Annotated in this window: 25 protein-coding genes; 8 read left to right on the forward strand and 17 right to left on the reverse strand. The window is 59.9% G+C overall.

Annotated features, from left to right (window positions below):
* Positions 1–66 precede the first annotated feature (66 nt).
* Positions 67–618 (forward strand): VWA domain-containing protein, encoded by a 552-nt coding sequence (locus tag Q1W15_RS20050; RefSeq protein ID WP_300731465.1) that lies wholly within the window; start codon positions 67–69, stop codon positions 616–618.
* Positions 619–653: 35 nt separating this feature from the next.
* Here the strand turns inward: Q1W15_RS20050 and Q1W15_RS20055 are convergent, their stop codons facing one another.
* Positions 654–920, reverse strand: coding sequence for a hypothetical protein (locus Q1W15_RS20055; RefSeq protein ID WP_300731302.1), 267 nt, complete (start codon positions 918–920; stop codon positions 654–656).
* A gap of 341 nt (positions 921–1,261) precedes the next feature.
* On the opposite strand from Q1W15_RS20055, the gene Q1W15_RS20060 reads away from it, so the two are divergent.
* Entirely contained in the window at positions 1,262–2,203 is a 942-nt protein-coding gene (locus Q1W15_RS20060; RefSeq protein WP_300731306.1) for a sigma 54-interacting transcriptional regulator, read from the forward strand.
* Positions 2,204–2,207: 4 nt separating this feature from the next.
* On the opposite strand, the gene Q1W15_RS20065 is transcribed toward Q1W15_RS20060, so the two are convergent.
* From Q1W15_RS20065 to Q1W15_RS20135, 15 genes are all read right to left on the reverse strand, one after another.
* Positions 2,208–2,732, reverse strand: a complete 525-nt coding sequence (locus Q1W15_RS20065) for an AAA family ATPase (RefSeq protein WP_300731309.1) — start codon at positions 2,730–2,732, stop codon at positions 2,208–2,210.
* The gene (gene pnuC / locus Q1W15_RS20070; RefSeq protein ID WP_300731312.1) at positions 2,729–3,292 is read right to left on the reverse strand and encodes a nicotinamide riboside transporter PnuC; all 564 of its coding nucleotides are present in this window, start codon (positions 3,290–3,292) and stop codon (positions 2,729–2,731) included. Before pnuC ends, Q1W15_RS20065 begins: the two co-directional genes overlap by 4 nt.
* A gap of 265 nt (positions 3,293–3,557) precedes the next feature.
* Complete coding sequence (locus Q1W15_RS20075; protein ID WP_300731315.1) at positions 3,558–5,165, reverse strand: glycosyltransferase family 39 protein; 1,608 nt, start codon at positions 5,163–5,165, stop codon at positions 3,558–3,560.
* Between the two features lie 73 nt (positions 5,166–5,238).
* Complete coding sequence (locus Q1W15_RS20080; protein ID WP_300731318.1) at positions 5,239–6,615, reverse strand: UDP-glucose/GDP-mannose dehydrogenase family protein; 1,377 nt, start codon at positions 6,613–6,615, stop codon at positions 5,239–5,241.
* The gene (arnF, locus tag Q1W15_RS20085) at positions 6,612–7,019 is read right to left on the reverse strand and encodes a 4-amino-4-deoxy-L-arabinose-phosphoundecaprenol flippase subunit ArnF (RefSeq protein WP_300731321.1); all 408 of its coding nucleotides are present in this window, start codon (positions 7,017–7,019) and stop codon (positions 6,612–6,614) included. Before arnF ends, Q1W15_RS20080 begins: the two co-directional genes overlap by 4 nt.
* On the reverse strand, positions 7,016–7,360 hold the full coding sequence (gene arnE, locus Q1W15_RS20090) for a 4-amino-4-deoxy-L-arabinose-phosphoundecaprenol flippase subunit ArnE (RefSeq protein WP_300731323.1): 345 nt from the start codon (positions 7,358–7,360) through the stop codon (positions 7,016–7,018). The genes arnF and arnE overlap by 4 nt, the downstream gene beginning before the upstream one ends.
* Positions 7,357–9,006 (reverse strand): lipid IV(A) 4-amino-4-deoxy-L-arabinosyltransferase, encoded by a 1,650-nt coding sequence (arnT, locus tag Q1W15_RS20095; RefSeq protein WP_300731325.1) that lies wholly within the window; start codon positions 9,004–9,006, stop codon positions 7,357–7,359. The genes arnE and arnT overlap by 4 nt, the downstream gene beginning before the upstream one ends.
* Positions 9,003–9,887 carry a 4-deoxy-4-formamido-L-arabinose-phosphoundecaprenol deformylase gene (arnD, locus tag Q1W15_RS20100; protein ID WP_300731328.1) on the reverse strand — a complete coding sequence of 295 codons (885 nt, stop codon included), beginning with the start codon at positions 9,885–9,887 and terminating at the stop codon, positions 9,003–9,005. Before arnD ends, arnT begins: the two co-directional genes overlap by 4 nt.
* Positions 9,887–11,878 (reverse strand): bifunctional UDP-4-amino-4-deoxy-L-arabinose formyltransferase/UDP-glucuronic acid oxidase ArnA, encoded by a 1,992-nt coding sequence (gene arnA / locus Q1W15_RS20105; RefSeq protein ID WP_300731332.1) that lies wholly within the window; start codon positions 11,876–11,878, stop codon positions 9,887–9,889. Before arnA ends, arnD begins: the two co-directional genes overlap by 1 nt.
* Positions 11,875–12,888: an undecaprenyl-phosphate 4-deoxy-4-formamido-L-arabinose transferase gene (gene arnC / locus Q1W15_RS20110; protein ID WP_300731335.1), complete on the reverse strand. Its 1,014-nt coding sequence runs from the start codon at positions 12,886–12,888 to the stop codon at positions 11,875–11,877. The genes arnA and arnC overlap by 4 nt, the downstream gene beginning before the upstream one ends.
* 482 nt (positions 12,889–13,370) lie before the next feature.
* Entirely contained in the window at positions 13,371–14,195 is an 825-nt protein-coding gene (gene efeO / locus Q1W15_RS20115; protein ID WP_300731338.1) for an iron uptake system protein EfeO, read from the reverse strand.
* Positions 14,196–14,219: 24 nt separating this feature from the next.
* A complete protein-coding gene (gene efeB / locus Q1W15_RS20120) occupies positions 14,220–15,545 on the reverse strand; it encodes an iron uptake transporter deferrochelatase/peroxidase subunit (RefSeq protein WP_300731341.1) in 1,326 nt (441 codons plus the stop codon).
* A 17-nt stretch (positions 15,546–15,562) separates the two neighbouring features.
* Positions 15,563–16,756, reverse strand: coding sequence for an iron uptake system protein EfeO (gene efeO / locus Q1W15_RS20125; protein WP_300731344.1), 1,194 nt, complete (start codon positions 16,754–16,756; stop codon positions 15,563–15,565).
* An 8-nt stretch (positions 16,757–16,764) separates the two neighbouring features.
* Positions 16,765–17,607: an iron uptake transporter permease EfeU gene (gene efeU / locus Q1W15_RS20130; protein ID WP_300731347.1), complete on the reverse strand. Its 843-nt coding sequence runs from the start codon at positions 17,605–17,607 to the stop codon at positions 16,765–16,767.
* A gap of 194 nt (positions 17,608–17,801) precedes the next feature.
* Positions 17,802–18,278 carry a nuclear transport factor 2 family protein gene (locus Q1W15_RS20135; RefSeq protein WP_300731350.1) on the reverse strand — a complete coding sequence of 159 codons (477 nt, stop codon included), beginning with the start codon at positions 18,276–18,278 and terminating at the stop codon, positions 17,802–17,804.
* Positions 18,279–18,666: 388 nt separating this feature from the next.
* On the opposite strand from Q1W15_RS20135, the gene Q1W15_RS20140 reads away from it, so the two are divergent.
* The 4 genes from Q1W15_RS20140 (at position 18,667) to Q1W15_RS20155 (ending at position 22,890) form a co-directional block, all read left to right on the forward strand.
* Positions 18,667–19,356, forward strand: coding sequence for a GntR family transcriptional regulator (locus Q1W15_RS20140; protein ID WP_300731353.1), 690 nt, complete (start codon positions 18,667–18,669; stop codon positions 19,354–19,356).
* A 22-nt stretch (positions 19,357–19,378) separates the two neighbouring features.
* The gene (locus Q1W15_RS20145; RefSeq protein ID WP_300731356.1) at positions 19,379–20,056 is read left to right on the forward strand and encodes a DUF2848 domain-containing protein; all 678 of its coding nucleotides are present in this window, start codon (positions 19,379–19,381) and stop codon (positions 20,054–20,056) included.
* Between the two features lie 8 nt (positions 20,057–20,064).
* Entirely contained in the window at positions 20,065–21,405 is a 1,341-nt protein-coding gene (locus Q1W15_RS20150) for an amidase (RefSeq protein WP_300731359.1), read from the forward strand.
* Between the two features lie 150 nt (positions 21,406–21,555).
* Positions 21,556–22,890 (forward strand): MFS transporter, encoded by a 1,335-nt coding sequence (locus tag Q1W15_RS20155; protein WP_300731361.1) that lies wholly within the window; start codon positions 21,556–21,558, stop codon positions 22,888–22,890.
* Positions 22,891–22,927: 37 nt separating this feature from the next.
* On the opposite strand, the gene Q1W15_RS20160 is transcribed toward Q1W15_RS20155, so the two are convergent.
* Positions 22,928–23,950, reverse strand: coding sequence for a DNA-binding protein (locus Q1W15_RS20160; RefSeq protein ID WP_300731363.1), 1,023 nt, complete (start codon positions 23,948–23,950; stop codon positions 22,928–22,930).
* Between the two features lie 178 nt (positions 23,951–24,128).
* Here Q1W15_RS20160 and Q1W15_RS20165 point away from each other — a divergent pair, with 178 nt between their 5' ends.
* Together Q1W15_RS20165 and ahpC are read left to right on the forward strand one after the other, a co-directional pair.
* Positions 24,129–25,067, forward strand: coding sequence for a site-specific integrase (locus Q1W15_RS20165; RefSeq protein WP_300731366.1), 939 nt, complete (start codon positions 24,129–24,131; stop codon positions 25,065–25,067).
* A gap of 172 nt (positions 25,068–25,239) precedes the next feature.
* Positions 25,240–25,803 (forward strand): alkyl hydroperoxide reductase subunit C, encoded by a 564-nt coding sequence (gene ahpC / locus Q1W15_RS20170; RefSeq protein ID WP_300731368.1) that lies wholly within the window; start codon positions 25,240–25,242, stop codon positions 25,801–25,803.
* Positions 25,804–25,888 lie beyond the last annotated feature (85 nt).

The raw sequence follows: 25,888 nt of genomic DNA on the forward strand, positions 1-25,888 counted from the left end.
GCCGGTGCCCTGAACCAGGGCCGACGTGGCGCGGCCCGCAGGGCTGACAACGGTTCAATCAACTGGCTGGGCACCTTGTTGCGCGGCCGCCCGCAGCAGCACAGCGACCTGCTGTGGCAAACGCGTCAACAGGCGGCTCAAACGCTGTGGCTGGTGGTGGTGGATGCGTCGGCGTCCACCCGCCGGCACCAGGCGTTGAGCGATGCCAAAGGCTTGCTCGCCCAGGTGTTTGAAGATGCCTACCGCCAGCGCGTGCGGGTGGCCGTGATGACCGCCAGCGGTCGCGAACCGCAGTGGCAGGTCAGCGGCTCGAAAGCGTCCAAGGCGCTGGATCAGTGGCTGGTCACGCTGGGCGCTGGGGGCGGCACGCCTTGGGTTCAGGCGTTGGAAGAGGTGGCGCGGTGGCTCAAGGCGCGGCGCAAGCAACTGCCGGAAGAGCAGCAGCGTGTGTTGCTGGTGACAGATGGGCGCTTGAAAGCCTGGTCGACCTTGCCCGCCATTGATTGCCCGGGGCTGTTGATCGATATCGAGCGGGGGCCGATTCGCTTGGGTCGTGCTCGCCAGATGGCGTCAGAGTTGGGTGTTGAGTACGTGCATCTGGATGCTCCCTCGGCCTGACCCTCTTGGGCAAGAGGGCGGGCGAGGCAGGGTGATCAGTGTGGCATGGTCCAGTCTTGCAGGGTGTAGCCCTGGTTGCTCAACTCGGCGCGGGCTTGTGCCAGCAGGCTTTCGAGTTGGGCTGCGTCTGCGCAGGCGCTGCGCGGAATTTGTTGGCGGCCGATACGGGTGTTGGTGCGGTCAATGACCGTCAGGCTCAACTCGCCGTGGCCTTCCTGTTCAGCCCAGGCGACACATTGAAATGGTTCAAAGGCGTGACCGGCAATCAGAAGAGCTTCGTTAAAACGCAGCGGGGCATTCATAGGGTGTTCTCTCAAGTGTGCCCATCAAGTGATAACCGTCGGCTGGGCGTACCGTTCGGTTGGTTACTTGTAGTGATGACTTCTGACCCGTACCGGGTCACACACTTTCGCAACTTTTTTAAAAAGATTTTTATCGGGTTGATTTAAATCAAGGTATAGCCCACGCCTGACGAGCGTGCTTGCACGCTGACGGCTCTGTAACTACCCGAGACAAGCACCGTTGGCTATTAGCGCTATCAGAAAATGTTACAAGGGATTGACGAAGGCTGGCTAATGTTAAAACAGGCTCTATAAATAGCTGTTTTTAATCATCTTTTGTTATTTGGCGTCAAGGAATTGTCATGCGCGAATCGCCTGAATCCTGGCAACCGTTAGCCCTTGATCCTGATGCCGATTGTCTGAATTTAGAGCCGCTATTGGGTGACAGCCCAGCTTTTAGCGCTATGCGTGTCCTGTTGGGTAAATTTGCGTTGGCAGAGACGTCAGTGTTGATCCGTGGCGAAAGCGGTACAGGCAAGGCGTTAATGGCTCGCACCCTGCATCAGGCGTCCCCGCGACGGGGCAAGCCATTCGTTGTGCTGACGTGCGCCAACGTCCCGGCGGACACCCTGCAGGCGCAACTGTTGCGCAGCTTTGAGGTGGCCGAAGGCGGCACGCTGTTGTTCAAAGATATCGACGCGCTGGCACTGGAGGCTCAGGCGAGCGTGTTGCGCATCCTCCATGACAAGTCTATTCAACGAACCGGCAGTGGTCAGCCGGTAGCGGTGAATGTGCGCGTGCTGGCGACCAGTGCGGTTGACCTGGTGGCTGCCGTTATCCAGGGGCGGCTGCGCAAGGACCTGTATTACCGGATCAACGTGCTGGAGCTGGTAGTGCCCCCCTTGCGCGAGCGACGGGACGACCTGGCGCTGTTGGCCCGGCATTTTTTGCAGTGTGACCAACCGGGTGCCAAGCGCCGACCGTGCACCCTCAGTGAGGGGGCCTTGGCCGCGATGGCGCAGTATGCGTGGCCGGGGAATGTGCGCGAGCTGGCCAGCCGGGTACGCCGTGGTTGGGTGGTGGCTGAGGGGTTGCGCATAGAAGCGCACGATTTGGGGCTGGAAGCCAGCCTGCAGGCGAGCGGGGCCATCGACACCCTGGAGGTCTACAAGGACCGCGCCGAGCGGGAGGCACTCCGCGATGTGTTGTACCGCCATGGCCACAACCTGAGCCGGGCCGCCAAAGTGCTGGGGGTGTCGCGGCCCACGTTTTACCGGCTTTTGCACAAGCATGGTTTGCGCTAGCGCGTCAGCCCGCGAGCAGTTGGCGCACGGCTTCGAAGGCTTGCTGTTGCCGCGCGAGCCAATCCCCGGTGATCACTTGCAGGGGTTGGTGGTGGTGTTCCAGCCAGCGGCGGCTGGCCGCAAAAAAGGCCTGACGTTCTGCCAGTGAAGGCTGGCAACGCTGGCCATCGGGCGTCCATTCCACGTCATCGGGCGACAGCAGCAAATGCAGGTCGTAATGCCGGCTCAGCAGTTGCGGTTCGAGCCAGGCGGGGCACGCCTGGAACAGGGTCTGGCTCCAGAGGATATTGCTCAGCAAATGGGTGTCGAGAATCAACAGTTCAGGCTGTTGCGCGCGCGCGGCGTCTTCCCACTCAAGTTGGCCACGGGCAATGGCCGGAATATCGGCCAGGCAGGTGTCGCGCGGGTTTTGTTCGATGAAATAGCGCACGTATTCGCCCACCAACAGCCCGCCAAACTGTTGCTGCAAGTACGCGGCCAGCCAGCTTTTACCACTGGATTCAGGGCCTGCCAAGACGACCACCTTCATGGGCACAACGCCGGGTCGGCGCGCCAACTGCGCCAGCCCTGGATGGCAATGACGGTAAACAGCGCGTACAGCCCGGCGGTCAGGTACAGCGATTGCCAGGCAAAAAAGCCGATATAGAGCACATCCACCACACACCAGAGCAACCAGCATTGCAGGCGTTTTTGCGCCATCCATAACTGTGCAACCAGGCTGAACGCGGTCAGGGCGGCGTCTGTCCAGGGGAATTCTGAGTCGGTCCAATGCGCCATCGCAGCCCCCAGTGCGAGGCTGCCCAGCGTACCGACGAGCAGCCCGAGCAGCACGTGCGCCGCGCTCAATCGCGTGACCACGCGGCCCTCGTGCTGAGCGCCGGCGCGGGTCCATTGCCACCAGCCATAGACTTGCAGGCCGGCAAAAAACACCTGCAACAACATGCCCGAATAGAGTTTCAGGCCATAGAAAATCCAGCTGTAGAGCAACACCATCACCAGCCCGATGGGCCAGCACCAAGGGTTCTGTTTGACCGTTAACCAAACGGCAATAACGCCGAGTGCGGCGGCAAACAGTTCGAGCCCTGACATGGTGATTCCTGGCGGTAAAAAGAGGGGCGGGGATTGTAACCGCAGGCGTCCCTTTTGTGGCACGCCCAGTAGCAGTTGCCGAGTAGAACGAGGCTACGTCCGACGACGCAGTCGTCGTAAAACCAGACAGCGCGGTGTTCCAGATAGACCCGGGACTTAGGGGTTACGATCGCTGCGCAATCGATCGCAGCCTTCGTCAGCGACTACACCCGTAGTCGTTGACGAGTTGTTGCGCTGTGAACTCAGGCCACGGCGACGCGGTGTTCTATTGCACGTGCAGCAGCACGTAGTCGTTTTTGTCGAAGCGCCCGCTCAAGGTGGGGCGTGTGTCGCCCACTGGGGTGCCCTGCAGCGTTTCGTAGTCCTTGCGGTCCATGACGATCCAGTACGGAGCCGGCAAAGCCAGCACTTCATCCGGCGACAGGGTGAACACGGGCAGCAGGTCGCGGTCTACGTTGACCATAAACTTGATCGCCTTGGCATCTTTGCCCATGCCATGCAACACCAGGGGTGCGGGGGTTTCGTCGATCAGGCGCAGTGCGTTTTGTGTGAAGGCGCGGGTGTCGTACAGCTCGCGTTCAACCGGTTCGAACACCAGGATGTAGCTGCCCCACAATGCCAATACCGCACAGACGGCGAGCCCCGCTGTTCGCCATTGCGCCTTGAAGGCCAGCACCACGGCGATGACTTGCAATACCCCCAGAAACACGAAAGTCAGGGTCAGCGACGGCAGTTGCTCGTCAAAACGCTTGCGTGCCACCACCAGGCCGATAATGAGCAAGGCGGGCAGCGCCAGCCAAATAGTCAGGATCAGCCCGCGCAGTGCCGCCCAGACGCGGCCTTGGCGACCCTGAAACGGGTAGGCGGCAATGATCGCGGCCATCGGCAGCATCGGTAATACGTAGCGGGCTTTTTTGGCTTGAGGAATCGACAGGCCGATCATCACGATCAACCCCGCGCCCAGGCAGTACACCACCAAGCGCAAGGCGGGCGAAGCGGCGAGCCGGCCGCAGAGGGCGATGGCGATGAGTACGATAATGGCCAGCGGGTAAGCCAGCGCGTAGTTGCCCACTGAGCTGGTGAAGTAGTACAGCGTGCTGCTGGCCCCTTCGGTGCCGTCCATGCGCCCGGTGACTTGCATGCGAATGACTTCATGCACAAAGGCTTCGCCCCCACTGACCCAGGCCAGGCACAGCAGCAGGCCGATGCACGCCACCAGCAGCACCAGGGCTTGCAGGCCAACGCTGATCATCCGGCCCCATTGGCCGCTGAGCAGGTAGTAGCTGCAGAGCATGCCCGTGGGGATCACCAGGCCAATCGGGCCACGAATGGCAAAGCCCAGCACCAGCAGAGCCAAGAGCCAGAAATGCCGGCGGCCAGCGCCAAAGTGATCGTGAGCGTAAGCCAGGTAGAACGCCGCCAGACTCACCGCCGCCAGCATCTGGTCCAGCGATACGGCACGGGTTTCGGTGATGAAGGTCATGCTCAGCAGCAACAGCGCCACGCTGGTGTAAGCCCAGGTACGGGACTGCGGTGCGACCAGGCGGTAGGTCAACACCACCAGCACGGCGCTGGCCACAGCCGTGGGCAACCAGGCGGTCAGGCTGTTGACGGCCCCCAGCGGCCAGGACAGCAACCACACAAACAGGGTTGAGGTCGCGCTGTAGTCGGGGTAGGGCAGGCCGTAGGTGGTGGGGAAAAAACCCGGGCCATGGCGCAGCATTTCATTGGCAAACATGACAAAGCGCGAGTCAAAACCGATTGCCGACTGATGCGGTGCACCGACAATAAACAGCAGCAGCGTAAGGGCTCCCAACAGCAGCGATTGCCGATGATGGGCCCGTAAGGTGAGCGGGGAGGCGTAAGCGAGCATGTCGAGTTTCCTTGACTCAAAAAGCGCACAAAAAAAAGCCGCCATTGTGACCAATGGCGGCGCTGTCACCGTGCTACTGGCTGACGGCCGTCGTCGTATCACCCCGCGAGACCGGCAAATTGCAGGACTCGCCACGGCCCATCGGGAAGTACTGCAAGCCAGCGCGGGCCAGGCGTTCGCCATCGTACAGGTTGCGGCCATCGAAGATCACCGGCGTTTTCAGGCGCTGCTTGATCAGGTCAAAGTCCGGTGCCTTGAATTGTTGCCACTCGGTGCACACGATCAAGGCATCAGCACCTTGCAGGGTGGACTCCGGGGTGCCCATCAGGCTCAGGCGAGGCTCCTCACCGTACAGGCGCTGAGTTTCTTGCATGGCTTCCGGGTCGAAGGCGCGCACGTCGGCACCCGCGTCCCACAAGGCTTGCATCAGCACGCGGCTGGGGGCATCGCGCATGTCGTCGGTGTTGGGCTTGAACGCCAGGCCCCACAGGGCAAAGGTCTTGCCTTTCAAATCGCCTTTGAAGTAGGCATTGATACGGTCAAACAGCTTGTGCTTCTGGCGTTCGTTGATCGCTTCCACCGCTTGCAGCAGGTCGCTGGAGCAGTTGACTTGCTGTGCGCTGTGGATCAGTGCGCGCATGTCTTTGGGGAAGCACGAACCGCCATAACCGCAGCCCGGGTAAATGAAGTGATAACCAATGCGGGTATCGGCACCGATGCCCAGGCGCACCGCTTCAATGTCAGCCCCCAGGTGTTCCGCCAGTTCAGCGATCTGGTTGATAAAGCTGATTTTGGTCGCCAGCATGCAGTTAGCCGCGTACTTGGTCAGTTCGGCGCTGCGCAGGTCCATGTTGATGATGCGGTCATGGTTGCGGTTGAACGGGGCATACAGGTCGCGCATTACGTCGCGCACTTCATCGCGTTCGCAGCCAATGATGATGCGGTCCGGGCGGCGGCAGTCGCTGACGGCCGAGCCTTCCTTGAGGAACTCGGGGTTGGAGACCACATCGAACTGCAACGAGCGGCCCGCTTGATCAAGCGCTTTATTGATGTGTGCGGTCAGTGCATCGCCAGTGCCCACTGGTACGGTGGATTTTTCAACCAGAATCACTGGTTCCACGCGGTGGCGGGCAACCGCGTCGCCTACCGAGAAGACGGCTTTCAGGTCGGCCGAGCCGTCATCACTGGGCGGGGTGCCCACGGCGATAAACAGGACCTGACCATGTTCAACCGCGGTCTTCTCGTCACTGGTGAAGCGCAGGCGTTTGCTTTCGAGGTTTTCACGCACCAGGCTGGACAGCCCGGGCTCAAAAATGCTGACGTGACCCTGTTGTAACAACTCGACCTTTTTCTGATCAATGTCCATGCATATCACGTCGTGGCCGACTTCTGCCAAGACCGTTGCCTGCACCAGGCCTACATAACCGCTACCAAATACACTGATTTTCATGCGTTGTTCCTGGAACTTGGGGTACGTCGAGAATTGATCGTCAGCACCCCCAGAATGACCAAGGCCACTCCAAGGGTTTTTGAAACGGTGAAGCTTTCATGGAAAACCGGCAGGCTGGCGGCCAGCAAGTAGACCAGCGCGTAGCTGAAGCTGAGCAGCGAATAGGCCCGCCCCAATGGCAGGTCACGCAGGGCCAGCAACCAGCACAGCATTGACAGTGCGTACGCCAGGATCGACGTGCAGACCACCGCCAGCGCGGGCAATGACACATCACCCTGGTGGATTGCGTCGAGCCATTGAGTGGGCTGGGGCAAGCGCGTCATGCTCCAGCGCATGCCCAACTGGGCACTGCTGACCAGCAGCACGCTGGCGGATGCACAGGCAAAACCACGGCGCAGGCTCATGCGTGTTGCCCCAGCAGAATCACCCCGGCAATCACCAGGCCCACACCACACCAGTGGCGCAGGTCGATGGTTTCCTTAAACAGATAACGGGCCACCAGGGTGATCAAAACAAAGTTGAGGCTTAGCATCGGGTAAGCAATGCCGACCTCAAGGCGCTGCAACACCAGCAACCACACCAGCAACCCCAGGCCAAGGCACAGCAAAGCCAGCCACAGCCAAGGGGAGCGGAGTTTGTCAGCCACGCCTGATTCAACCCCGCGCCAGCCTTCGACCGCGTACTTCTGTGCGATCTGGCCGCCGCAGGTCAGCAGGCACGCCAACAGCAACAAGCCGAGGGTCATGGCGCGCTCTGTGGGAAAATCAGAATCACCATGTTGCCTTCGTCATAGCGCGTGCCGTCTTTGGGCAGCATGTCCATTTCATGGGACTCGTCGCTGTCCTTGACCCGCATCACCACGCCCACCGGGCCTTGGCGACGGGCGTCAGCCATCCACTGCTCAATCTTGTCCAGACCGATGCTTTTGCCTTGGGTGTCTTCATAGGTCAGGCCGTACTTGACCTCACCCTGGGTGTTGTACAGCGTCACGTCAGGGCGGCGCAGACGCCAGGCCAAGGCAGACGCCGCGCCCAGGTCGTTGCTCAGGAAGGAATGGGCTTGGGACAGCTCGTCCATGTGTTCCAGCACAAACTGGTCAGGCATTTTGTTGTGCACCACGCTGCTGGGCATGGCGGCCGGCAGCAACAGTACCAGTGCGCCCATGGCCACGGCGGGGGCGGCCCACATTTTCAGCGGATTGAAGAACGCCAGCAGGCCGGTCACGATCCAGGTCAGCATGACGATCACCAGCAGCGTCAGGTGAAACGTTTCGTTGTCATAGAACGGCTGTTTGACCTGGAAGTAGATCAGCGCCGCCAACGCGACACCGCTCAGCAGTACGTTCACCAGGCCGTTGATGCGCAAGGACAGCGGTTTGGCCTGTTCCACGCGCTGGATCAGGGCGTGGCCCAGCAACAAGGCCAGCGGCAACATGCACGGCATGATGTAGGTCGGCAGCTTGCCCTTGCTCAGGCTGAACAGGGCCAGTGGCAACAGCACCCACAGCAGCAGGAACACCACACCGGTTTGGCGCTTGTTCTGCCAGGCATCCTTGAAGGTCGCTGGCAGCAGCGCCGCCCACGGCAAGCTCGATACCACGATCAGTGGCAGGTAGAACCACCATGGGCGACCGTGCTGGGCATCTTCACCGGCGAAGCGACGGATGTGCTCGTGCCAGAAGAAGAAACGCCAGTAATCCGGCTCCTGAGCATGCACCGCCAACACCCACGGCAACGACACCAGGGCGGCGACCAGCATGGCCAGCAGGCCGAACTTGACCATTTCCAGGAAGCGCTTCTGCCAGATCATGTAAGGCACAGCGATCAGTACGGGCAAGAGGAACGCCAGGAAGCCCTTGGTCATAAAGCCCATGCCGCAGGCAAAGCCCAGCACGCACCAGCTGATAAACCGTTCGCGTGCGCTTTTGCTGTCAACGGCAAACCACAGCGCGGCGAGGCTCAGGTTGACCCACCAGGTGAACTGCGGGTCGAGGTTGGAGTAACCCGCCTGGCCGGCGATCAGGCCGAAGGTCATGTACACCAGGGCGCTGGCGAAGCTCTTGCGCGGGTCATTCCACAGGCGGCGTGCCACGGCATACGCCAGGAACACGCTCAGGCCGGTGGCGATGGTCGAGGCAATTCGCACGCCGAACAGGTTTTCGCCAAAAATGGCTTGCCCGATGGCGATCATCCAGTAGCCGGCAATCGGCTTCTCGAAGTAGCGGATGTCCATAAAGTGCGGGGTGACCCAGTTACCGTCGATCAAAATTTGCTGACCGATTTGCGCATAGCGCGTTTCGTCCGGGATCCACAAGCCGTGGGTGCTCAGCGGCAACAGGTAAAAAGCAATAAATGCCAGAACCAGCAGGGGTATCGTCCAGCGCTGAGTCATGGTTTCTGCACTCCCAGCCAGCCTTCGCGGCCGTCCAGCACGCCACGGCTCAGTTGCCCGGCCGGCACACTGTTGAGGTCTGCGGGAAGCAAGTCGCGCAAGGGGTGGAAATGAATGTCGCGGTCACGGGCCTGCGTCAGCAATTGACGAAAGTCGTTGGCCATAAGAATCCCTTCTACTTCTGCATGGATGGTGTACGCATTCAGCTTTTGCGGGCTGAAGCGATCAAGAATAAAGGTGTTGAAGTCGGCGGCACTGACGTCAGGGCCGACCACTTCATCAAACGTGGGCAAATCCACAGGGATTTGCGGCGCGCCCAGGCTGCCATCGGCCAACCGTGGTCGAAACAGACTGTGCCCGCGGCAATCACTGTTGTAACGAAAGCCAAAGGTTTCTTTGGCCTGGACAACGCGTTCGTCGGCACGCCAGCCCGCTGCGGCTGAACACTCCACGGGGTGGCCCGTGATGTCGCTCAGGGTGTCAACGCCACGGCGGATCTGCTCGATCAGTTGTGCCTCGCTCCAGCGCCCGGTGTTGGCTTGCCAGCCGTGGTGATCCCACGCGTGCAAGCCCACCTCGTGCCCGGCGGCCAGGGTCTGGCGCATCAAGTGCCCCAGGTCCTTGCCGATCGGTTTGCCTGGCCAGGCAGTGCCGGCCAGCAAAATATCCCAGCCATACAGGCTGGCCGCTTTGGAGCGCATCATCTTCCAGAAGAACTGGGGCTTGATGAGCCGCCATAAATGGCGGCCCATGTTGTCCGGCCCTACGCTAAAAAAAAACGTGGCCTTGATGTTGGCTTCATCGAGCAATTCGAGCAGCCGGGGCACCCCCTCACGGGTGCCTCGGTAGGTGTCGACATCAATGCGAAGTCCCGCCTGCATTAGCGTTTTTCCGCGATTTCAACCATGGCTTCACGCAGGAAGAAATCCAGGGTCTTGCCGATGGTTTCGCTCAGCTCGGTGGTTGGGGTCCAGTCGATCAGGCGACGGGCGTTCTCGACGCTCGGTTTGCGGTGGCTCACGTCCTGGTAGCCGGTGCCGTAGAACGCTTGGCTTTCGACATCACGGAAACCGGCAAACGGCGGGAAGTTGTCACGCAGCGGGTGCGCTTCGAACTGACGCAGCAACTCTTCGCCCAGTTCACGAATGCTGGCTTCGTTTTCCGGGTTACCGATGTTGATGATCTGGCCGTCGCACTTGCCGCCCTTGTTGTCGATGATGCGTGCCAGTGCTTCGATACCATCGGCGACGTCGGTGAAGCAGCGCTTTTGTGCGCCGCCGTCGACCAGGCGAATCGGGGTGCCTTCCACGAGGTGCAGAATCAATTGAGTGATGGCGCGCGAGCTGCCCACCCGTGCCGAGTCCAGACGGTCCAGGCGCGGACCCATCCAGTTGAACGGACGGAACAGCGTGAACTTCAAGCCTTTGGTGCCGTAAGCCCAGATCACACGGTCCAGCAGTTGCTTGGACACGGAGTAGATCCAGCGCTGCTTGTTGATTGGGCCAACAATCAGGTTGGAGGTGTCTTCGTCGAAGTTTTGGTCCTGGCACATGCCATACACTTCGGACGTAGACGGGAAAATCACGCGTTTGTTGTACTTGACGCAGTAACGCACCAGCTTGAGGTTTTCTTCGAAGTCCAGTTCGAACACGCGCAGCGGGTTGCGGGTGTATTCGATTGGCGTAGCGATGGCCACCAGCGGCAGAACCACGTCACATTTCTTGATGTGGTACTCGATCCACTCGGTGTGGATGCTGATGTCGCCTTCCACGAAGTGGAAGTTCGGGTGGCTGCGCAGGCGCTCGATGGCGTCAGAGCCGATGTCCAGGCCATACACTTCGTACTGGTCGTCTTGCAGCAGACGCTCGGACAAGTGGTTACCGATAAAGCCGTTCACGCCCAGGATCAGCACGCGGGTACGGCGCGCCGGGCGGCCGGATTCGCTGCCACGCAGGCGCGAACCTTCCACCAGACCCAGTTCGCGGGCCAGTTGCGGGCCGCTCAGGTACAGGCCGTTGTCGTTGCGCTGACCGGCGGTGATCACCAGCGAGTCCTGACCGCACGCGATGCGCAGGGGGTCGCAGCTGATCACGTGGCCCGGGGCGTAGCCCTCGTTGCCAGCAACCACTTCACTGCCCCACACGATCAGTTTGTGCTCGCCCACGGCGCAGAAGGCACCCGGGTAAGGTTGGGTCACAGCGCGCACCAGGTTGAACAGCTCTTCAGCGGGACGTGCCCACTGCAGCAGGCCGTCGGCAGGGGTGCGGCGGCCAAAGTACGTGGCCTTGGATTCGTCTTGCGCGGTTTCGCTCAGCTTGCCTTCAGGCAGCAGAGGCAGGGCCTCGGCCAGCAATTGGGCGGCGGTGTCGCGCAATTTGGCGTGCAGGGACAAGGCGGTGTCAGAGCGTTCGATGCTGATCCGCTGCTGGGCCAGGATGTCGCCTGCGTCGGCGCGCTTGACCATGCGGTGCAGGGTCACACCGGTTTCGGTTTCGCCATTGACCAGCACCCAGTTTGCCGGTGCACGGCCACGGTAGCGCGGCAGCAGCGAGCCGTGCAGGTTGAAAGCCCCTTTACTGACGCTGGCCAGCAGTTCTTCGCCCAGCAGGTGACGGTAGTAGAACGAGAAAATGTAATCGGCGTTCAGCTTGCGAATGCGCTCGATCCACAGCGGGTGGTTAGCGTCTTCAGGGGCGTGAACCGGAATGCCTTTACGGGCGCACAGTTGGGCGACAGAACCGTAAAAGTTATTTTCCTTGGGGTCGTCAGCATGGGTAAACACAGCAGCAATTTCGTAGCCTGCATTGAGCAAGGCTTCGATGCCTGTGCAGCCAATATCGTGATAGGCGAAAACAACGGCTTTAAAACTCATGATTGGACCTGTGTCGAAGTAGAGGTAGACGAATTGCCAGTTGGAGCAGGAGTTGCTTTAGGTTCGGCGCGCACGATTTTCTCGATAAAGAAGCGTGGCCGTGCACGCACGTCGCTGTACATACGGCCCAGGTATTCACCCAATAGCCCCATGCCGATAAATTGCCCGCCGGTAAACACGAATAGCACCGCGAACAGCACAAAGGTGCCGCCGCCTGCCCACGAGGCCCCGAACATCAGGCGCAACGCAATCAGGACAATGGCAAAGAGCACGCCCAGCGCGGCCATGCTGAAGCCAATAATGCTCAGCAGGCGCAGCGGGGTAGTGGTCATGCAGGTGATCAGATCGAACATCAGATTGATCAGGCGCATCGGGCTGTATTTGGAGTCACCGTGCTCGCGCTCGGCATGCTGCACCAGCACCTCGGTGGTGTGGCGTGCAAAGCTGTTGGCGAGAATCGGGATAAACGTGCTGCGCTCACGGCAGGCCAGCATGGCGTCGACGATGGAGCGGCGATAAGCGCGCAGCATGCAGCCGTAATCACTCATGGCCACGCCGGTGGAGCGCTGTACAGCCAGGTTGATCAGGCGCGACGGCCAGCGACGCCAGGCGGAGTCCTGACGGTTGTTGCGCACGGTGCCGACCACGTCGTAACCCAGGGCGGCCTGCTCGACCAAGCGCGGAATTTCTTCCGGCGGGTTCTGCAAGTCAGCATCGAGGGTGATGACCACATCGCCTTTGGAATGCTCAAAGCCCGCCATAATGGCAGCATGCTGACCATAGTTGCGGTTGAGAATCACGGCGACCACGGGGCTGCCTTCACGTTCAGCGGCGTCTTGCAGAATTTGCGCTGATTGGTCCCGGCTGCCGTCGTCCACCAGAACGATTTCGTAAGCGTGTGAGAGCTGTGCGCAGGCCGCTTCGGTACGGCGCAGTAACTCGGGCAGGCTCTCTTCTTCGTTATAAACCGGTATGACTATCGACACACACTGGATAGGGTAGGGTTTCAAATTTTTCGTTCCAGTCAGTTCAATGGCACACGATGACTCGTCTTAAAATCGACCCGTTCGGGCCCCTGACGCAACTGCGCCATGAGGGATTAAAGACTATTACTTTCAAACGTAAAGCACTTAGCTTACGTTATCTTCATGATTTTCTTGCAGAGTATTGTGGATTTTCCTATTCAAGAATGTGCATACGTTAAACGCACTCTTGTGAAAAACCTATGAAAGTCACCTGGAGGGGGGCTGATTTCTCAGTCCTGGACAGGTGTTATTCAGGTAAGCGGATAAAGACGTCAACAGGGGGGGTAACACCCCTGTTTACTGCGGGGATATGCCGGCTTCATTATCCTAAATACAGCGCTTTATGAAGTGATACAGGTCAATGATCCGGCTAAGCAGTTGCACTTTTTTATTCAACTGAATCGAAACAGCACCAACCTGTAGATCTGTGACGTGCATCACATCGGCGGGTGCTGTTGTCAGGCCCTTTAGTTCAAGCCCAGCTTGCCGCGCAGGGTCGACAGGTCTTCAGCCAACGTGTTGACTGGGCCAATCAGGGCTTTGCGGTCATTGTCGTTCACTTTGTCATAGGTCTCGAACCCGCCGTTGGGTGTTTTGTACTTGGCCAGGATGGTATTCACGGTGGCGAAGTTTTTATCCACTTTGACGGCGAATGCCTTGTCGTTTTTCTCGATTTGCCCGCGCAACAGGTCAAAGATTGTCTTCGCGCCGTCTACGTTGCCCTGAAAGTCATACAGGTCGGTGTGACTGTAACGGTCTTCTTCCCCGGTCACCTTGGTGGCCGCCACTTCTTCCATCAGCGCCGCTGCGCCGCCCACCACTTTCTCGGGCGCGAATGTCAGCCCGGCCACGCGGGCTTGCAAGTCTTTGACGTCCTTGTTCAAGCCGTCTGCCAACGGGCCCAGGCCTTCGGTGGTGTTCTCGGCAAACAGGCTGTATTCAAGGCGATGGAAACCGGTAAAGTCCTCGGCTTTGACGCCTTGCTCGTGATCGTCGACGCGTGAGTCGATGGAGGCATCGAGGTCGCTGAACAGTTCAGCGATCGGCTCAATCGATTCGTAGTACACGCGGGTCGGGGCGTAGAGTTTTTTAGCGGTGGCCAGGTCGCCCCGCTTCACAGCGTCGGTGAATGTTTGGGTATGGCTGGCCAGTTCGTCCAGTTGTTCGGTGACATAAATCTTGTAGTCCGAAATGGGCTGCACCAGTTCCAGGGGGGCCGTTGCCGCCAGAACCGGAAGCGAGGTGTGAAGCAGGCCTAGGGCCAACAGCAGTGCAAGCGGCGACTTCTTCATGGGACTTTTCCGTTGTGGTTGAGGTCAAGCGCGGGTGAGGGGGGCAGCGGCATCCAGCAGTGGACGCCCGATAAAATCCTGATCGTCCTGGCGTACGCCCGGCAGGGTGAAGAAATAACCGCCGCCCACCGGCTTGAGGTATTCCTCCAAGGGTTCACCGTTGAGGCGGTTCTGCACGCTGATAAAGCCGTTGTTCAAATCACTCTGGTAGCAGATGAACAGCAAACCCATGTCCAGTTGGCCGTTCTTGTTGACGCCGTTGGAATAGTTGAAGGGCCGGCGCAGGATCAGGCTGTTGGCGGTGTGTGCCGTGCGAGGGTTGGCCAGGCGAATATGAGCGTCCAGTGGCGTGATTTTGCCCAAGGGGTCGGCACTGTAATCCGGCGCGTCGGTTTCACGGGTGCCGCCCATGGGGGCCCCCGTGGCTTTGTGGCGGCCGACAATGCTTTCCTGTTCCTGCAGCGGTGTGCGGTCCCAACGCTCGACAAAATTACGAATGATGCGCACGGCCTGGTAGCTGCCGTTCACCGCCCAACGCGGCTCATCACTCTCGGGCTGAACCCAGACAATGCGATTCATCGCGGTGTGGTCTGTGGAGTCGGGGTTGGCCGAGCCGTCGCGAAAGCCCAAAAAGTTGCGCGCACTTTGTACCGGTTCGCCCGGCCGGGCCGGGGTCTGTGGCGGCACGGTACCTTCCTGTTTCCAGCGCACCAGCAGCAAGTCCGGCAGGTTTTTCACCATGTCGCGCAGTGCGTGGATGTTGGTGTCGGCCGTGTTGGCGCAAAACTGCAGGCTTAAATCACCGTGGCACTGGGCTGGGTCGAGGGCATCGTTGGGGAAGCCCTGCATGCGGCTCAGCCGCTTGGGTTTGTGATCGGCCAGACCAAAGCGTTCATCGAACAGCGATTCGCCCACTGACACGGTGATGGTCAAGTTGTCGGGGCTGACCACCGGGCCGAGGATGCCGGAGTCGGTGGGCGGCAGTTTGGGGTCGACTTGCGGCACTTCACCGCCCCTCATCAAGAACGCGATGCGTTGGTTCAGGGTGCGGAACAACCGCTCCAGGTCGTCACGGTCTGTGGCCAGCACGTCGAAGGCCACCAGCATGCCAGCGGCCGGGCGCGGCGTGACGATGCCGCTTTGGTGCTGGCCGTGAAAGGCCTGGTGGTCCTGGGTTTTATCGCTGCTGGGGGCCTGGGCGACTTGAGTGGGCTGTTGCCCACCGCTCGCGGCCAGCGCTGGGCAGCTCAAGGCACTGCCCGCCAGAGCGGCCCCGGCCACCCCCATACCCAGCAGGATGCGGCGGCGTTGCAGGTTGAAGGTTTCGGTGCTGTGTTCTGAATCGCTCATGTGCATCTCGTCTGTTGTTACAGGCCTGAAAGGCCGAGGGCAGGGTCGATTCCATCGAGTGCATCGGCCAGTGCCTTGGCCTTGTGGCTGATTGTTTGACGCTGCTCGGTGCTTACGCTGTCGTAGGTGCTGTAGCCCTGAGCGGTTTTAAAGCCCGCGAAGGTGTTGTCCAAGTCGGCGCTGGCGGCATCAAGGGCGTGCAAGAGGTCGCCGTTGTTTTTGGCCAGCAAGGGCCGTAACAAGTCGACCACTGTGCGGGTGACCCCCAGGTTGGCGGCGAAGCCATTAAGGTCGATATGGCTGTAGCGCTCCTCTTCACCGCTGCCAGCTCGGGTGTCTGCCAGGTTGTGCAGGTTGCGCGAGACGGTGCTTACCCACTGCTCGGGCGGCAGCGATTGCGCCAGCAGTTGCTGCTTGAGGGCGACGACGTTGGCTTGCAACTGTTGGGCGAGCGGGGCCAGCCCTTGGGTGGTGCGTTGATCGAAGAGGGCATACTCGATGCGGTGAAAGCCGCTGAACGCCGGGTCCTGTTCGCGCTTCTCGAAATAGTCGGCGCGGGCGTTGATCGCCGTGTCCAGTTCGGCGAGACGTTGCGCGGCCGGTGCCAGGCGCTGATAGGCCTCGCGGGCAGGCACATACAGTGCTTGTGCCTGCTGCAGATCACCGGCGCTGATGGCCTGTGACAGCGCATCGACTGCTTTAATCAGCGCGGTGCTCTGGCTGCTCAGATAAACCCGGAACTCAGACAGGGGGCCGATAAACGCCACCATGGAAGGCCGGGCCTTGGCCTTGGCGTCGGATTGCGCCGTGGGCGTGACGTGTAAGGTGCCGCGCGGGTTGCTGAGCAGGCCGCAGGTGATGGCGTAATCGCCGGGTGCCAGGCTGGCGTTGATCACCTGGCTGAGCCCTGGCGCGATATTTTCACGCTCTTCGACCACCAGTACGCCGTCAAGAATCTCCCATTCAACGGCGCGTTCGGAGGCATTGACGATTCGGAAACTGTTGAGCCCGGCGGGCACTGTCAGCGCATTGGGCTCGCAGGCGTGGGAGTGAACCGTTACGGTGACTTCGTTGCTGTGAGCCTTGCGCTTGGCGGCCGCCATGTGCGAGGCGTAATAGAACAGCCCGCCCGCTGCGATCATGACGATCACCGAGCCGGCGACGGCCCAGCGCAAGGCGCGGGGCGGTGTACCACTTGCAGAGGTAGGCATGCAGGACCTTATGGGTGTGTGACTGAAGGAGAGGGGCTTGCCTGCGGGGCCTTTGGCGAGCGGAAAAACAGCGCCAGCGTGACCAGCAGGTAAATGACATAAGCCGCCAGCACGCTGACGCTGGGCGCATCCTGATAGCCGAACATGCCGGCCAGGACTGTGCCCAGCGGGCCATCCATCGGCAGGGTGGCGCTGATATCGAACACCACGGTTTGCAGGTGATTCCACAGCCCGGCTTCGTGCAGGGCTTGCACCGAATTGGCCAAGATGCCTGCGGCGACCACCAGAATAAACAGGCCCGTCCAGCGGAAAAACAGGCCAAGGTTCAAGCGCATGCTGCCGCTGTAGAGGGCAAAACCCACACCGATCGCCAGTACCAGCCCGAGCAACGCGCCCAGCGGTGCGGCGGGGCCTTCGCTTTGCTGGAACACCGCGAGCAGGAAGAACACGGTTTCCAGCCCTTCACGGGCCACGGCAAAAAACACCATGGCAATCAATGCAGTGACCTGATGCCTGGAGCCCGCGAGGGCCTGGTCCAGTGAGGTGTGCAGCGCGTGCTTGATGGAGCGCGCCACCTTGCGCATCCAGAACACCATAGAGCTGAGAATGCCCACGGCAACCAGGCCCACAAGGCCTTCAAACAGTTCCTGCTGTTTTTGCGGAAACTCGGCACTCATCAGTTCCAGGCCGCCGCCCACCAGCAGCGACAGCGCAGCGGCCAGAAACACGCCGATCCAGACGGCGGGCATCCACTGCCCGCGCCCGGTTTGCTTGAGGTAGCTGGCAATGATGCCGACGATAAGCGCGGCCTCAATCCCTTCGCGCAGCATGATCAGAAATGGAACCAGCATGGACAGCACCGCAGAATGAATTAGATAGGGAGCTAAGTTGTAACATGTTGATACGTTTGGCCAAACAAGAATCGATTGCATCTGCTGAACGCTGGCTGAACGAAAGGTGAGGGGGGATTCGGGGTGGTTTTTTGGGGGGGGGAACTGCCGGGTGTGCGCGACGCCGCTATTCAGTCGGCGCCACTGTGGGCGTATTACAAGCCTAGTTGCGAAAGCCCCGGATGGTCATCAGGCCTGCGGCCCAACGGCCAGTGGAACTTGCGCTCTGATTCCTGAATGGGCAGGTCATTGATGCAGGCAAATCGATGAGCCATCAGCCCATTCTCGGTGAACTCCCAGTTTTCATTGCCGTAAGAGCGGAACCAGTTACCGGAATCATCGCGCCACTCATAGGCATAGCGCACAGCAATGCGGTTGTCGGTAAACGCCCACAGCTCCTTGATTAGGCGGTACTCCAGCTCCTTGCACCATTTGCGCTGCAAAAAGGCCTGGGCCTCGGCCCGATTGCTCGCGAACTCCGTACGGTTACGCCAGCAGGTATCCAGGGTGTACGCCAGAGCCACCTTGGCGGCATCGCGACTGTTCCAGCCGTCTTCAGCGAGGCGTACTTTTAACGTCGCCGTTTCGCGGGTGAACGGCGGCACCGGTTGACGAATTTCTGAGCTGGACATGGCGCTTGCTCCAAGGGTGGCAATAAACGGAGAGGGGGCGTGCAACGTGTCATAAAAGCGGGTATTGCGGCAATTATGTGGTAATCCCTCGATGAAAATGCTTGGCGGGGGATCTATAGCATGAGGGCAAGACAGTTAGGCGGGAACACCCGCAGTGGCTCGGCTCCCTTGTTCAATGATGCTCGTGTGTCATGCACACAAAGGGCGCATGCGTACCCAAAACTGGGCACAAAAGTAACAAGTAACACGTGGAGGTAGCCGTTGCGGCTTTCCCCTTAGCCTGGAAACACCCCGTAATCCGGCGAATGCTCAGAGTTTGCCAAGGCTGGCACAGGCTTTGCTTTCTCTGAAATTCATCTGATATATCAGATGAATTTCAGGAGTGAAAATGCCCAAATCCACTGATGTTCCTAGTGTTCTGCAGCCGGCGACGCCCACGACCAAAAGTGCTGCGCAACTGCGCGAGCTGGCCTATGCGCAGATCAAGCAACGCATTATCAGTTGCGAGTTTCGCCCCGGTGATGCGATCAATGAGGCGCAACTGGCAGCCCTGCTGGGCTTTGGCCGCACGCCGATCCATCAGGCGCTGCACCGCCTTGAGGTCGAGGGCATGGTCACGATCATGCCGCGCAAAGGGGTGATGGTGACGGCGCTGTCGCTTAACGACGTGCTGGACATGATTGAAGTGCGCGTGTCCAACGAACAGCTGTGCATCAAGCTGGCCGTAGAGCGTGCCCACGACACGGATATCCGGGCGATGCGCAGCATTCTTGAGCGCACCCCGGCGCTGTTGGCCTGTCACGACGTGACAGGGTTGATGAGCCTGGACCTGCAGTTTCATATGTCCATTTCTGCCGCCGCGCACAACCGTGTGCTGGCCGAACTACTGCGCAACCTTCACGAAAAGCAGGCCCGGTTCTGGTACCTGACGCTGTCGGAAAACCACCACAGCCAGCGTATCTACGACGAACACATGGCCATTCTCGAAGCCGTGGAACAGCGTGACGGCGACGCGGCAGTCGCCGCCATTCACCACCATATCGACGATTTCCGTCGCGCGATTATGCGCACCCTCTAACGATTGATAAGGGAAACCCAACATGACTCAATTGACGTTCAACATTGTCGGCCAAGGTGAGCACCACGCCAGCATCAAGCATTTGATTATTGCCGGGTGGGCAGGGCGTAACAGTGAGGCGGTCGAGCATCACATTGCCGAGCTGGAAGCCCTGGGTGTGCGTCGCCCGACGCAGATTCCCTGCTTTTACCGGGTGTCGGCGAGCCTGCTGAACACCGGGGAGAACATTCAGGTGCCCGGCAAGGATTCTTCCGGTGAGACCGAGTTTGTGTTGATCCCGAGTGATCAGGGGTTGTTGATCGGCCTGGGCTCGGACCACACCGATCGCAAGGTTGAAAGCTACGACGTCACGGTCTCCAAGCAGATGTGCGACAAGCCCATTGCGCAACAGGTGTGGCGCTTCAGCGAAGTGCAGGCGCATTGGGACCAATTGGTGATGCGTACCTGGCGGGTGCGTGACGGCGTGCGTGAGCTGTATCAGCAAGGCCCGGTAACCAATTTGCTGGCCCCGCAAACACTGCTGGCAAAACTCAACAGTGCCGCCTCGCTACCAGCCGACACCGCCATGTTCTGCGGTACGCAGTCGGTGATTGGTGAGCTGGGCTATGGCGAGTCCTTTGAAATGGAGCTGTTCGACCCTGTACTCAATCGCAGCCTGCGCCACCAGTACGGTGTCGAGTCGCTGCCTGTCGCTGAGTGAGCCAGAAAATGAATGATATTGCACAGCTTGCCCAAGCGCTGGCAGAGGGTCGTACCACCAGTGAGGCATTGGTGACGCGCGCTTTGGCCCGTATTGAGGAACACCGTGCCAGGGGTGGGGTTGCCTATATCAGTGTCGATGCGCAAAGCGCATTGCAGGCCGCCCGTGCCAGCGATCTGGCGCGGGCGAGCGGCTATGTGCCGTCGCCTCTGGCGGGCCTGCCGGTGTCGATCAAGGACTTGTTTGATGTGGTTGGGCAGGTTACCGCCAGCGGTTCTAAATTGCTGGCCGGTGCTGAGCCCGCGGCTGAAGATGCCGTGGTGGTGCAACGGCTGCGAGCGGCCGGGGCGATCTTGCTGGGCCGAACCAATATGAGCGAGTTCGCTTTTTCCGGTCTGGGGCTAAACCCGCACTACGGCACGCCACTCGCACCGTGTGGCGGGCAGCGTATTGCCGGCGGGTCCAGTTCGGGGGCGGCGGTCAGTGTCGCCCTGGAGATGGCAGTTGCGGGCCTGGGTACCGATACCGGCGGATCCATTCGCATCCCGGCCGCCTTTTGCAACCTCACCGGGTTCAAGCCCAGCGCCAGCCGCGTCCCGCTGGCCGGTGCCTTCCCGCTGGCAGCCAGCCTGGATTCTATTGGCGCACTCACCCACAGCGTGAGCGACTGCATCCTGCTCGACCGGATTCTCTCAGGTGAGCAACTCGATACCCGTTCGGTGCCTTTGGCCGGATTGCGCCTGGCGGTAACGCGGGATTTCGTGCTTGACCAAGTGGATCCGACGGTGGCCGCCGCGTTTGAGCGCAGCCTGGCGTTACTTGCAGAGGCGGGCGCGAGCATTCGTTGGTTCGACTTCCCGCAACTGTACGATCTGCCCCGCATCAATGCGGCGGGCGGGCTGACCGCCGCTGAAGCCTGGCACGGTCATCGCCAGTGGTTGCAAGGTGAGCAGGCTGACCAGTACGACGCCCGTGTGGCACAACGCATCCGGCGAGGAGAAGCGATTGGCGCGGCGGATTATCTGGACACCCGGCTCGAGCGTCAGCGGTTGATCGCTATTGCTCAAGAACGTTTGGGCGATGCGGACGCCTGGTTGATGCCTAGCGTGGCGGTCGTGGCACCACCGCTGGCCGACCTGGCGGATGATGACGCGTTCTTTGCGGCCAATGGGCTGATTCTACGCAACACCAGCGTCATCAACTTTCTCGATGGCTGTGCCCTGAGCCTGCCTTGCCATACCGGCGACGCGTTGCCCGTCGGGCTGTCGATTGCTGGCTTGCATGGGCAGGACGCGCGCGTGCTGCAAGTGTCACTGGCGATTGAAGCGCTATTGCGAGGTAGCGTCTGATGCGGTGCCCTTAAACGCGGGGCAGGCCTGACCTGCCCGATTACCCGTAGCAGCTTTTCATCCCCGAACCCACGGTAAATCCCGTGCGCTATCGCTCGCCTGAAAATCGGGTGGCGGGGTTCACTGTGCAATGTATTGACGAGATGACGTATGAACCAAAGTAACGCAAGTTCAGTTATAGACGTAGAGCGCGCGCTCGATCCGGCTGCGGCCGAGATCGGCGCGGTCTATAAAAAAATCGCTTGGCGCTTGTTGCCGTTTTTGGTCTTTCTGTTTGTATTGGCCTGGATTGACCGGGTTAACGTCGGGTTCGCCAAGCTGTCGATGTTGCAGGACTTGGGTTTCAGTGACGCGGTCTATGGGCTGGGGGCGGGGATATTCTTTATTGGGTACTTTATCTTCGAAGTGCCCAGCAATTTGATTCTGGAAAAGATCGGGGCGCGCCGCACCCTGGCGCGTATCACCATCATGTGGGGCCTGACGTCAATTGCGATGGCTTATGTGGAAAGTGCCTGGTCTTTCTATGTGCTGCGCTTTCTGCTGGGTGCCTTTGAAGCGGGCTTCTTCCCGGGCGTGGTGCTGTACCTCACCTACTGGTTTCCGGCGGCGCAGCGGGCAAAGATCAACGGCATGTTCATGACGTCGTTTGCCATTGCCGGTGTGGTGGGTGGCCCGTTGGCCGGCTTTATCATGAGCCGCATGGTGGGCGTAGGCACGCTGGCGAACTGGCAGTGGCTGTTTATCCTTGAAGGCATTCCTTCAGTGATTGCAGGCTTTATGGTGCTGCGCTACTTGCCCGAGAAGCCGGCCAACGCCAAATGGCTGACCCCGGCACAACGCCAGATGGTCACCGACACCATTGCTCGTGAAGACAGCGCGCCCGGCAAGCACAGCGACCTGCGTACCTTGCTGCGCTACCCCAAGCTGTGGCTGTGTGCGCTGGTGTATTTCTGCCTGGTCAGTGGCAACGCGACCATCGCCTTCTGGACCCCGTCGGTGATCAAGTCGTTGGGCGTCGACGACACGCTGCATATCGGCTTGTTGTCGTCTATCCCGTTCATACTGGGCACCGTAGCGATGCTGTGGAACGGCTTCCATTCCGACAAGACCGCCGAACGTCGCTTGCATTGCGCAATGGCAGCGCTGCTGGCCGGGCTTGGGCTGATCTGCACCGGGATGTTCCTGGGTAACGCGGTACTGGCGCTGATTGCCCTGACCGTTGCAGCGATGGGGATTCTGGCGGCCTTTCCGGTGTTCTGGTCGATCCCTGGAGCATTTCTGGCGGGCACCGCTGCGGCAGGCGGTATTGCCCTGATTAACTGCATCGGCAACCTGGCCGGGTTTGTCGCGCCGTATATGATTGGCTGGCTGAAAACCCTGACCGGTAGCCTGGCGGCCGGCCTGTATATGGTGGCAGCCTTTGAGATTGTGGCGGCGGTATTGCTGCTGCTGTGCTTCAAAGGCATCAAGGTGGCCAAGGTGTAACGCTTGCCACGCCCTCCCTGAAGCTGATATCGCCCCGTTAAGGGGCGATTTTCGTGGGGGGCGATTCTTCTTTGCTCGGCGTTTTCGCATCATTCAGCGCTTGCAGGCTGTCCAGCGCGGCTTCGGCTTTTACGGCCCTTAAGGTCAGTGCGGTATGGGCTTCCAGCGCCTGGCTGTGGGCTCGTTTAAGGCTGTCGCTTTCTTCGGTGGCGACGCGCAGGCGTTCGTTCAGCAAGGTGCGTTCGCTGTCCAGCTGGCTCAGTTGCGCGGTGAGGCGCTCATTCAAGTTGCTGAGTTTGTGCTGTTGATCGCTGGCCTGGTTAAGTTCTTTGCTCAGGGCGCGGCTTTCACTGAGTACGCGCTCGTTGTCGCGGTGCAGTTGGGTGATCTCGTCCTGACGCACCAACGCGCTTTGTTGAGCCTGGCGCAACTCCATCTGCACCTGTTGCAGTTGCCCTTCGTGGCGGCGCTGCTCCTGCTCGCGCTGATCTTTAACGGCGCTACGGTAGTGCTCAAGCGCATCGCGGGCGTGCAGGTGTTTGTCTTCCAGTGAGCGAATCTGCTCGTCGCGGTCGTTGAGGCGCAGCTCGAAATCGCTGCACGCCTGATTCAGCGCCGCGTTGCGGGTTTGCTCGGTTTGCAGCATGGAGCGGGTGGACTCAAGGTGGGCGGTCTCCTGGTGCAGGGCGTTGCCTTGGCTCTCGAACTGCTGCTGGAGTTGCGCCAGCGCCTGTCGGGTTTCAGCCAATTGCGCCTGCAGTTCGGCCTTGAGCTGTTCGTAGTGGGCCTGGGCGCGGTCAATGGGCTCTTGCGCCTGTTCTTGCAAGCGGCGAGCGAGGCGGGCGACCAGTTCGGTCAGTTCATCCCCGATGTGCTCGGGGGCCAGACCGCGCCGGCTGTCGCTTTCATCCAGCTCCTTGAGATACCGGTGGATCGTGGTTTTCGACCCGGTATTGCCCATTTCTATTCGTACCGCATCGATGCTCGGGTGTTCACCACGGGCCAGGATGGCGGTGCGTGCGATTTGCACCACTGCCTTGTTTACGCCGCCGCGAGCCATCGCGTTCTCCTACGATTATGTACTGTGGTATGTATCATGTATTTACATACTATAACGGCTTGATGATTTTGTCTTTATTTAAGATTTAACAGGCGGGATATACTGGTATTATCCCGTGCTAGAGCCTTTTTACAGTCTGTAACGCCCATTTTCAGTACGCCACACACGAGAGCTGCCCATGAGCGAGCTGGATCGCTACCTGAATGCCGCGACCCGCGACAACACTCGGCGCAGTTATCGCGCCGCCATTGAGCACTTCGAAGTGACCTGGGGTGGGTTTCTGCCCGCCACCAGTGACAGCGTTGCGCGGTATCTGGTGGCACACGCCGGCCAGCTGTCGATCAACACGTTAAAACTGCGGTTGTCGGCGATTGCTCAGTGGCACAACAGCCAGGGCTTTGCCGACCCCACCAAGGCACCGGTGGTGCGCAAAGTGTTCAAGGGCATTCGTGCGCTGCACCCGGCGCAAGAGAAGCAAGCCGAGCCCCTGCAACTGCAACATCTGGAGAAAGTCATCGCCTGGCTGGACAGCGAAGCGCTTGCCGCGCAAGCACAAGGGGACAGGCCGGGGCTGTTGCGTGCGCGGCGGGATGCGGCCCTGATCCTGCTGGGGTTTTGGCGCGGATTTCGCAGCGATGAACTGTGCCGCTTGCAGATAGAGCATGTGCAAGCCGTGGCGGGTTCCGGCATTACCTTGTATGTGCCGCGCAGCAAGGGTGACCGGGACAACCTGGGTAAGACTTTCCAGACCCCGGCGCTGATGCGCCTGTGCCCGGTGCGGGCCTATATTGAGTGGCTCAATGCGGCGGCATTGGTGCGCGGGCCGGTTTTTCGGGGAATTGATCGCTGGGGCAACCTGGGGGAGTCAGGGTTGCACGCCAATAGCGTGATCGCGTTATTGCGCCAGGCGTTGCAACGCGCCGGCATTGCGGCCGAGCATTACTCCAGTCACTCATTGCGTCGCGGTTTTGCAACATGGGCGCATCAGAGTGGGTGGGATCTCAAATCGCTGATGAATTACGTCGGCTGGAAGGATGTAAAGTCTGCGATGCGCTATGTTGAATCCACCCCGTTTGCCGGGATGAGCCTTACCGCTGAAAAACACATTGGTCACTGATCGAGATCAGGTTGAAAACCGTCGAGTCGGTTCATATTTAGATTTCGGCTATTTATGGTGTCACTCGATAGTCAAAACCAATCGTAAGCATCAGCTTTGCCAATGAGCCAGTCACGAAATGTGTTGTTAGGATTCACCCCATCAACTTTTCAACCCTGACGGAGAGTCAACGATGCCTATCATCAACAGCCAAGTAAAACCGTTCAAAGCAACTGCCTACAAAAACGGCAGCTTCGTGGAAGTGTCGGACGCTGACCTGAGAGGCAAGTGGTCTGTCGTGTTCTTCTACCCAGCCGACTTCACCTTCGTTTGCCCAACCGAGCTGGAAGACCTGGCTGACAACTACGAAGAGTTCAAAAAACTCGGCGTAGAAATCTACAGCGTGTCGACTGACACCCACTTTGCTCACGCTGCCTGGCACAACACGTCGCCCGCCATCGGTAAAATCCAGTACACCATGATCGGCGACCCTACGCTGACCATCTCCCGCAACTTCGACGTGCTGATCGAAGAAGCTGGCCTGGCTGACCGCGGTACGTTCGTGATCAACCCGGAAGGTCAGATCAAGATCGTTGAACTGAACGACGGCGGTGTTGGCCGTGACGCTTCCGAGCTGCTGCGCAAAATCAAGGCCGCTCAGTACGTTGCTGCTCACCCGGGCGAAGTGTGCCCAGCCAAATGGAAAGAAGGTGAATCCACCCTCGCTCCTTCGCTGGACCTGGTTGGCAAGATCTAAGCTTGTGCGCCAGACAAGGGCGGTGATCCGCACCTGAGTTGTTCGCTGCACCGCCCTCAAAACGCCCGGGCGACATTCGCTCGGG

It is taken from the genome of Pseudomonas sp. (genome assembly GCF_030150285.1).
Taxonomy (GTDB): domain Bacteria; phylum Pseudomonadota; class Gammaproteobacteria; order Pseudomonadales; family Pseudomonadaceae; genus Aquipseudomonas.

Coding starts and splice junctions, on each gene's coding strand:
- Q1W15_RS20055 (WP_300731302.1), bottom strand. CDS start 920: ATGAATGCCCCGCTGCGTTTTAACGAAGCTCTTCTGATTGCCGGTCAC.
- Q1W15_RS20060 (WP_300731306.1), top strand. CDS start 1,262: ATGCGCGAATCGCCTGAATCCTGGCAACCGTTAGCCCTTGATCCTGAT.
- Q1W15_RS20065 (WP_300731309.1), bottom strand. CDS start 2,732: ATGAAGGTGGTCGTCTTGGCAGGCCCTGAATCCAGTGGTAAAAGCTGG.
- pnuC (WP_300731312.1), bottom strand. CDS start 3,292: ATGTCAGGGCTCGAACTGTTTGCCGCCGCACTCGGCGTTATTGCCGTT.
- Q1W15_RS20075 (WP_300731315.1), bottom strand. CDS start 5,165: ATGCTCGCTTACGCCTCCCCGCTCACCTTACGGGCCCATCATCGGCAA.
- Q1W15_RS20080 (WP_300731318.1), bottom strand. CDS start 6,615: ATGAAAATCAGTGTATTTGGTAGCGGTTATGTAGGCCTGGTGCAGGCA.
- arnF (WP_300731321.1), bottom strand. CDS start 7,019: ATGAGCCTGCGCCGTGGTTTTGCCTGTGCATCCGCCAGCGTGCTGCTG.
- arnE (WP_300731323.1), bottom strand. CDS start 7,360: ATGACCCTCGGCTTGTTGCTGTTGGCGTGCCTGCTGACCTGCGGCGGC.
- arnT (WP_300731325.1), bottom strand. CDS start 9,006: ATGACTCAGCGCTGGACGATACCCCTGCTGGTTCTGGCATTTATTGCT.
- arnD (WP_300731328.1), bottom strand. CDS start 9,887: ATGCAGGCGGGACTTCGCATTGATGTCGACACCTACCGAGGCACCCGT.
- arnA (WP_300731332.1), bottom strand. CDS start 11,878: ATGAGTTTTAAAGCCGTTGTTTTCGCCTATCACGATATTGGCTGCACA.
- efeO (WP_300731338.1), bottom strand. CDS start 14,195: ATGAAGAAGTCGCCGCTTGCACTGCTGTTGGCCCTAGGCCTGCTTCAC.
- efeB (WP_300731341.1), bottom strand. CDS start 15,545: ATGAGCGATTCAGAACACAGCACCGAAACCTTCAACCTGCAACGCCGC.
- efeO (WP_300731344.1), bottom strand. CDS start 16,756: ATGCCTACCTCTGCAAGTGGTACACCGCCCCGCGCCTTGCGCTGGGCC.
- efeU (WP_300731347.1), bottom strand. CDS start 17,607: ATGCTGGTTCCATTTCTGATCATGCTGCGCGAAGGGATTGAGGCCGCG.
- Q1W15_RS20135 (WP_300731350.1), bottom strand. CDS start 18,278: ATGTCCAGCTCAGAAATTCGTCAACCGGTGCCGCCGTTCACCCGCGAA.
- Q1W15_RS20140 (WP_300731353.1), top strand. CDS start 18,667: ATGCCCAAATCCACTGATGTTCCTAGTGTTCTGCAGCCGGCGACGCCC.
- Q1W15_RS20145 (WP_300731356.1), top strand. CDS start 19,379: ATGACTCAATTGACGTTCAACATTGTCGGCCAAGGTGAGCACCACGCC.
- Q1W15_RS20150 (WP_300731359.1), top strand. CDS start 20,065: ATGAATGATATTGCACAGCTTGCCCAAGCGCTGGCAGAGGGTCGTACC.
- Q1W15_RS20155 (WP_300731361.1), top strand. CDS start 21,556: ATGAACCAAAGTAACGCAAGTTCAGTTATAGACGTAGAGCGCGCGCTC.
- Q1W15_RS20160 (WP_300731363.1), bottom strand. CDS start 23,950: ATGGCTCGCGGCGGCGTAAACAAGGCAGTGGTGCAAATCGCACGCACC.
- Q1W15_RS20165 (WP_300731366.1), top strand. CDS start 24,129: ATGAGCGAGCTGGATCGCTACCTGAATGCCGCGACCCGCGACAACACT.
- ahpC (WP_300731368.1), top strand. CDS start 25,240: ATGCCTATCATCAACAGCCAAGTAAAACCGTTCAAAGCAACTGCCTAC.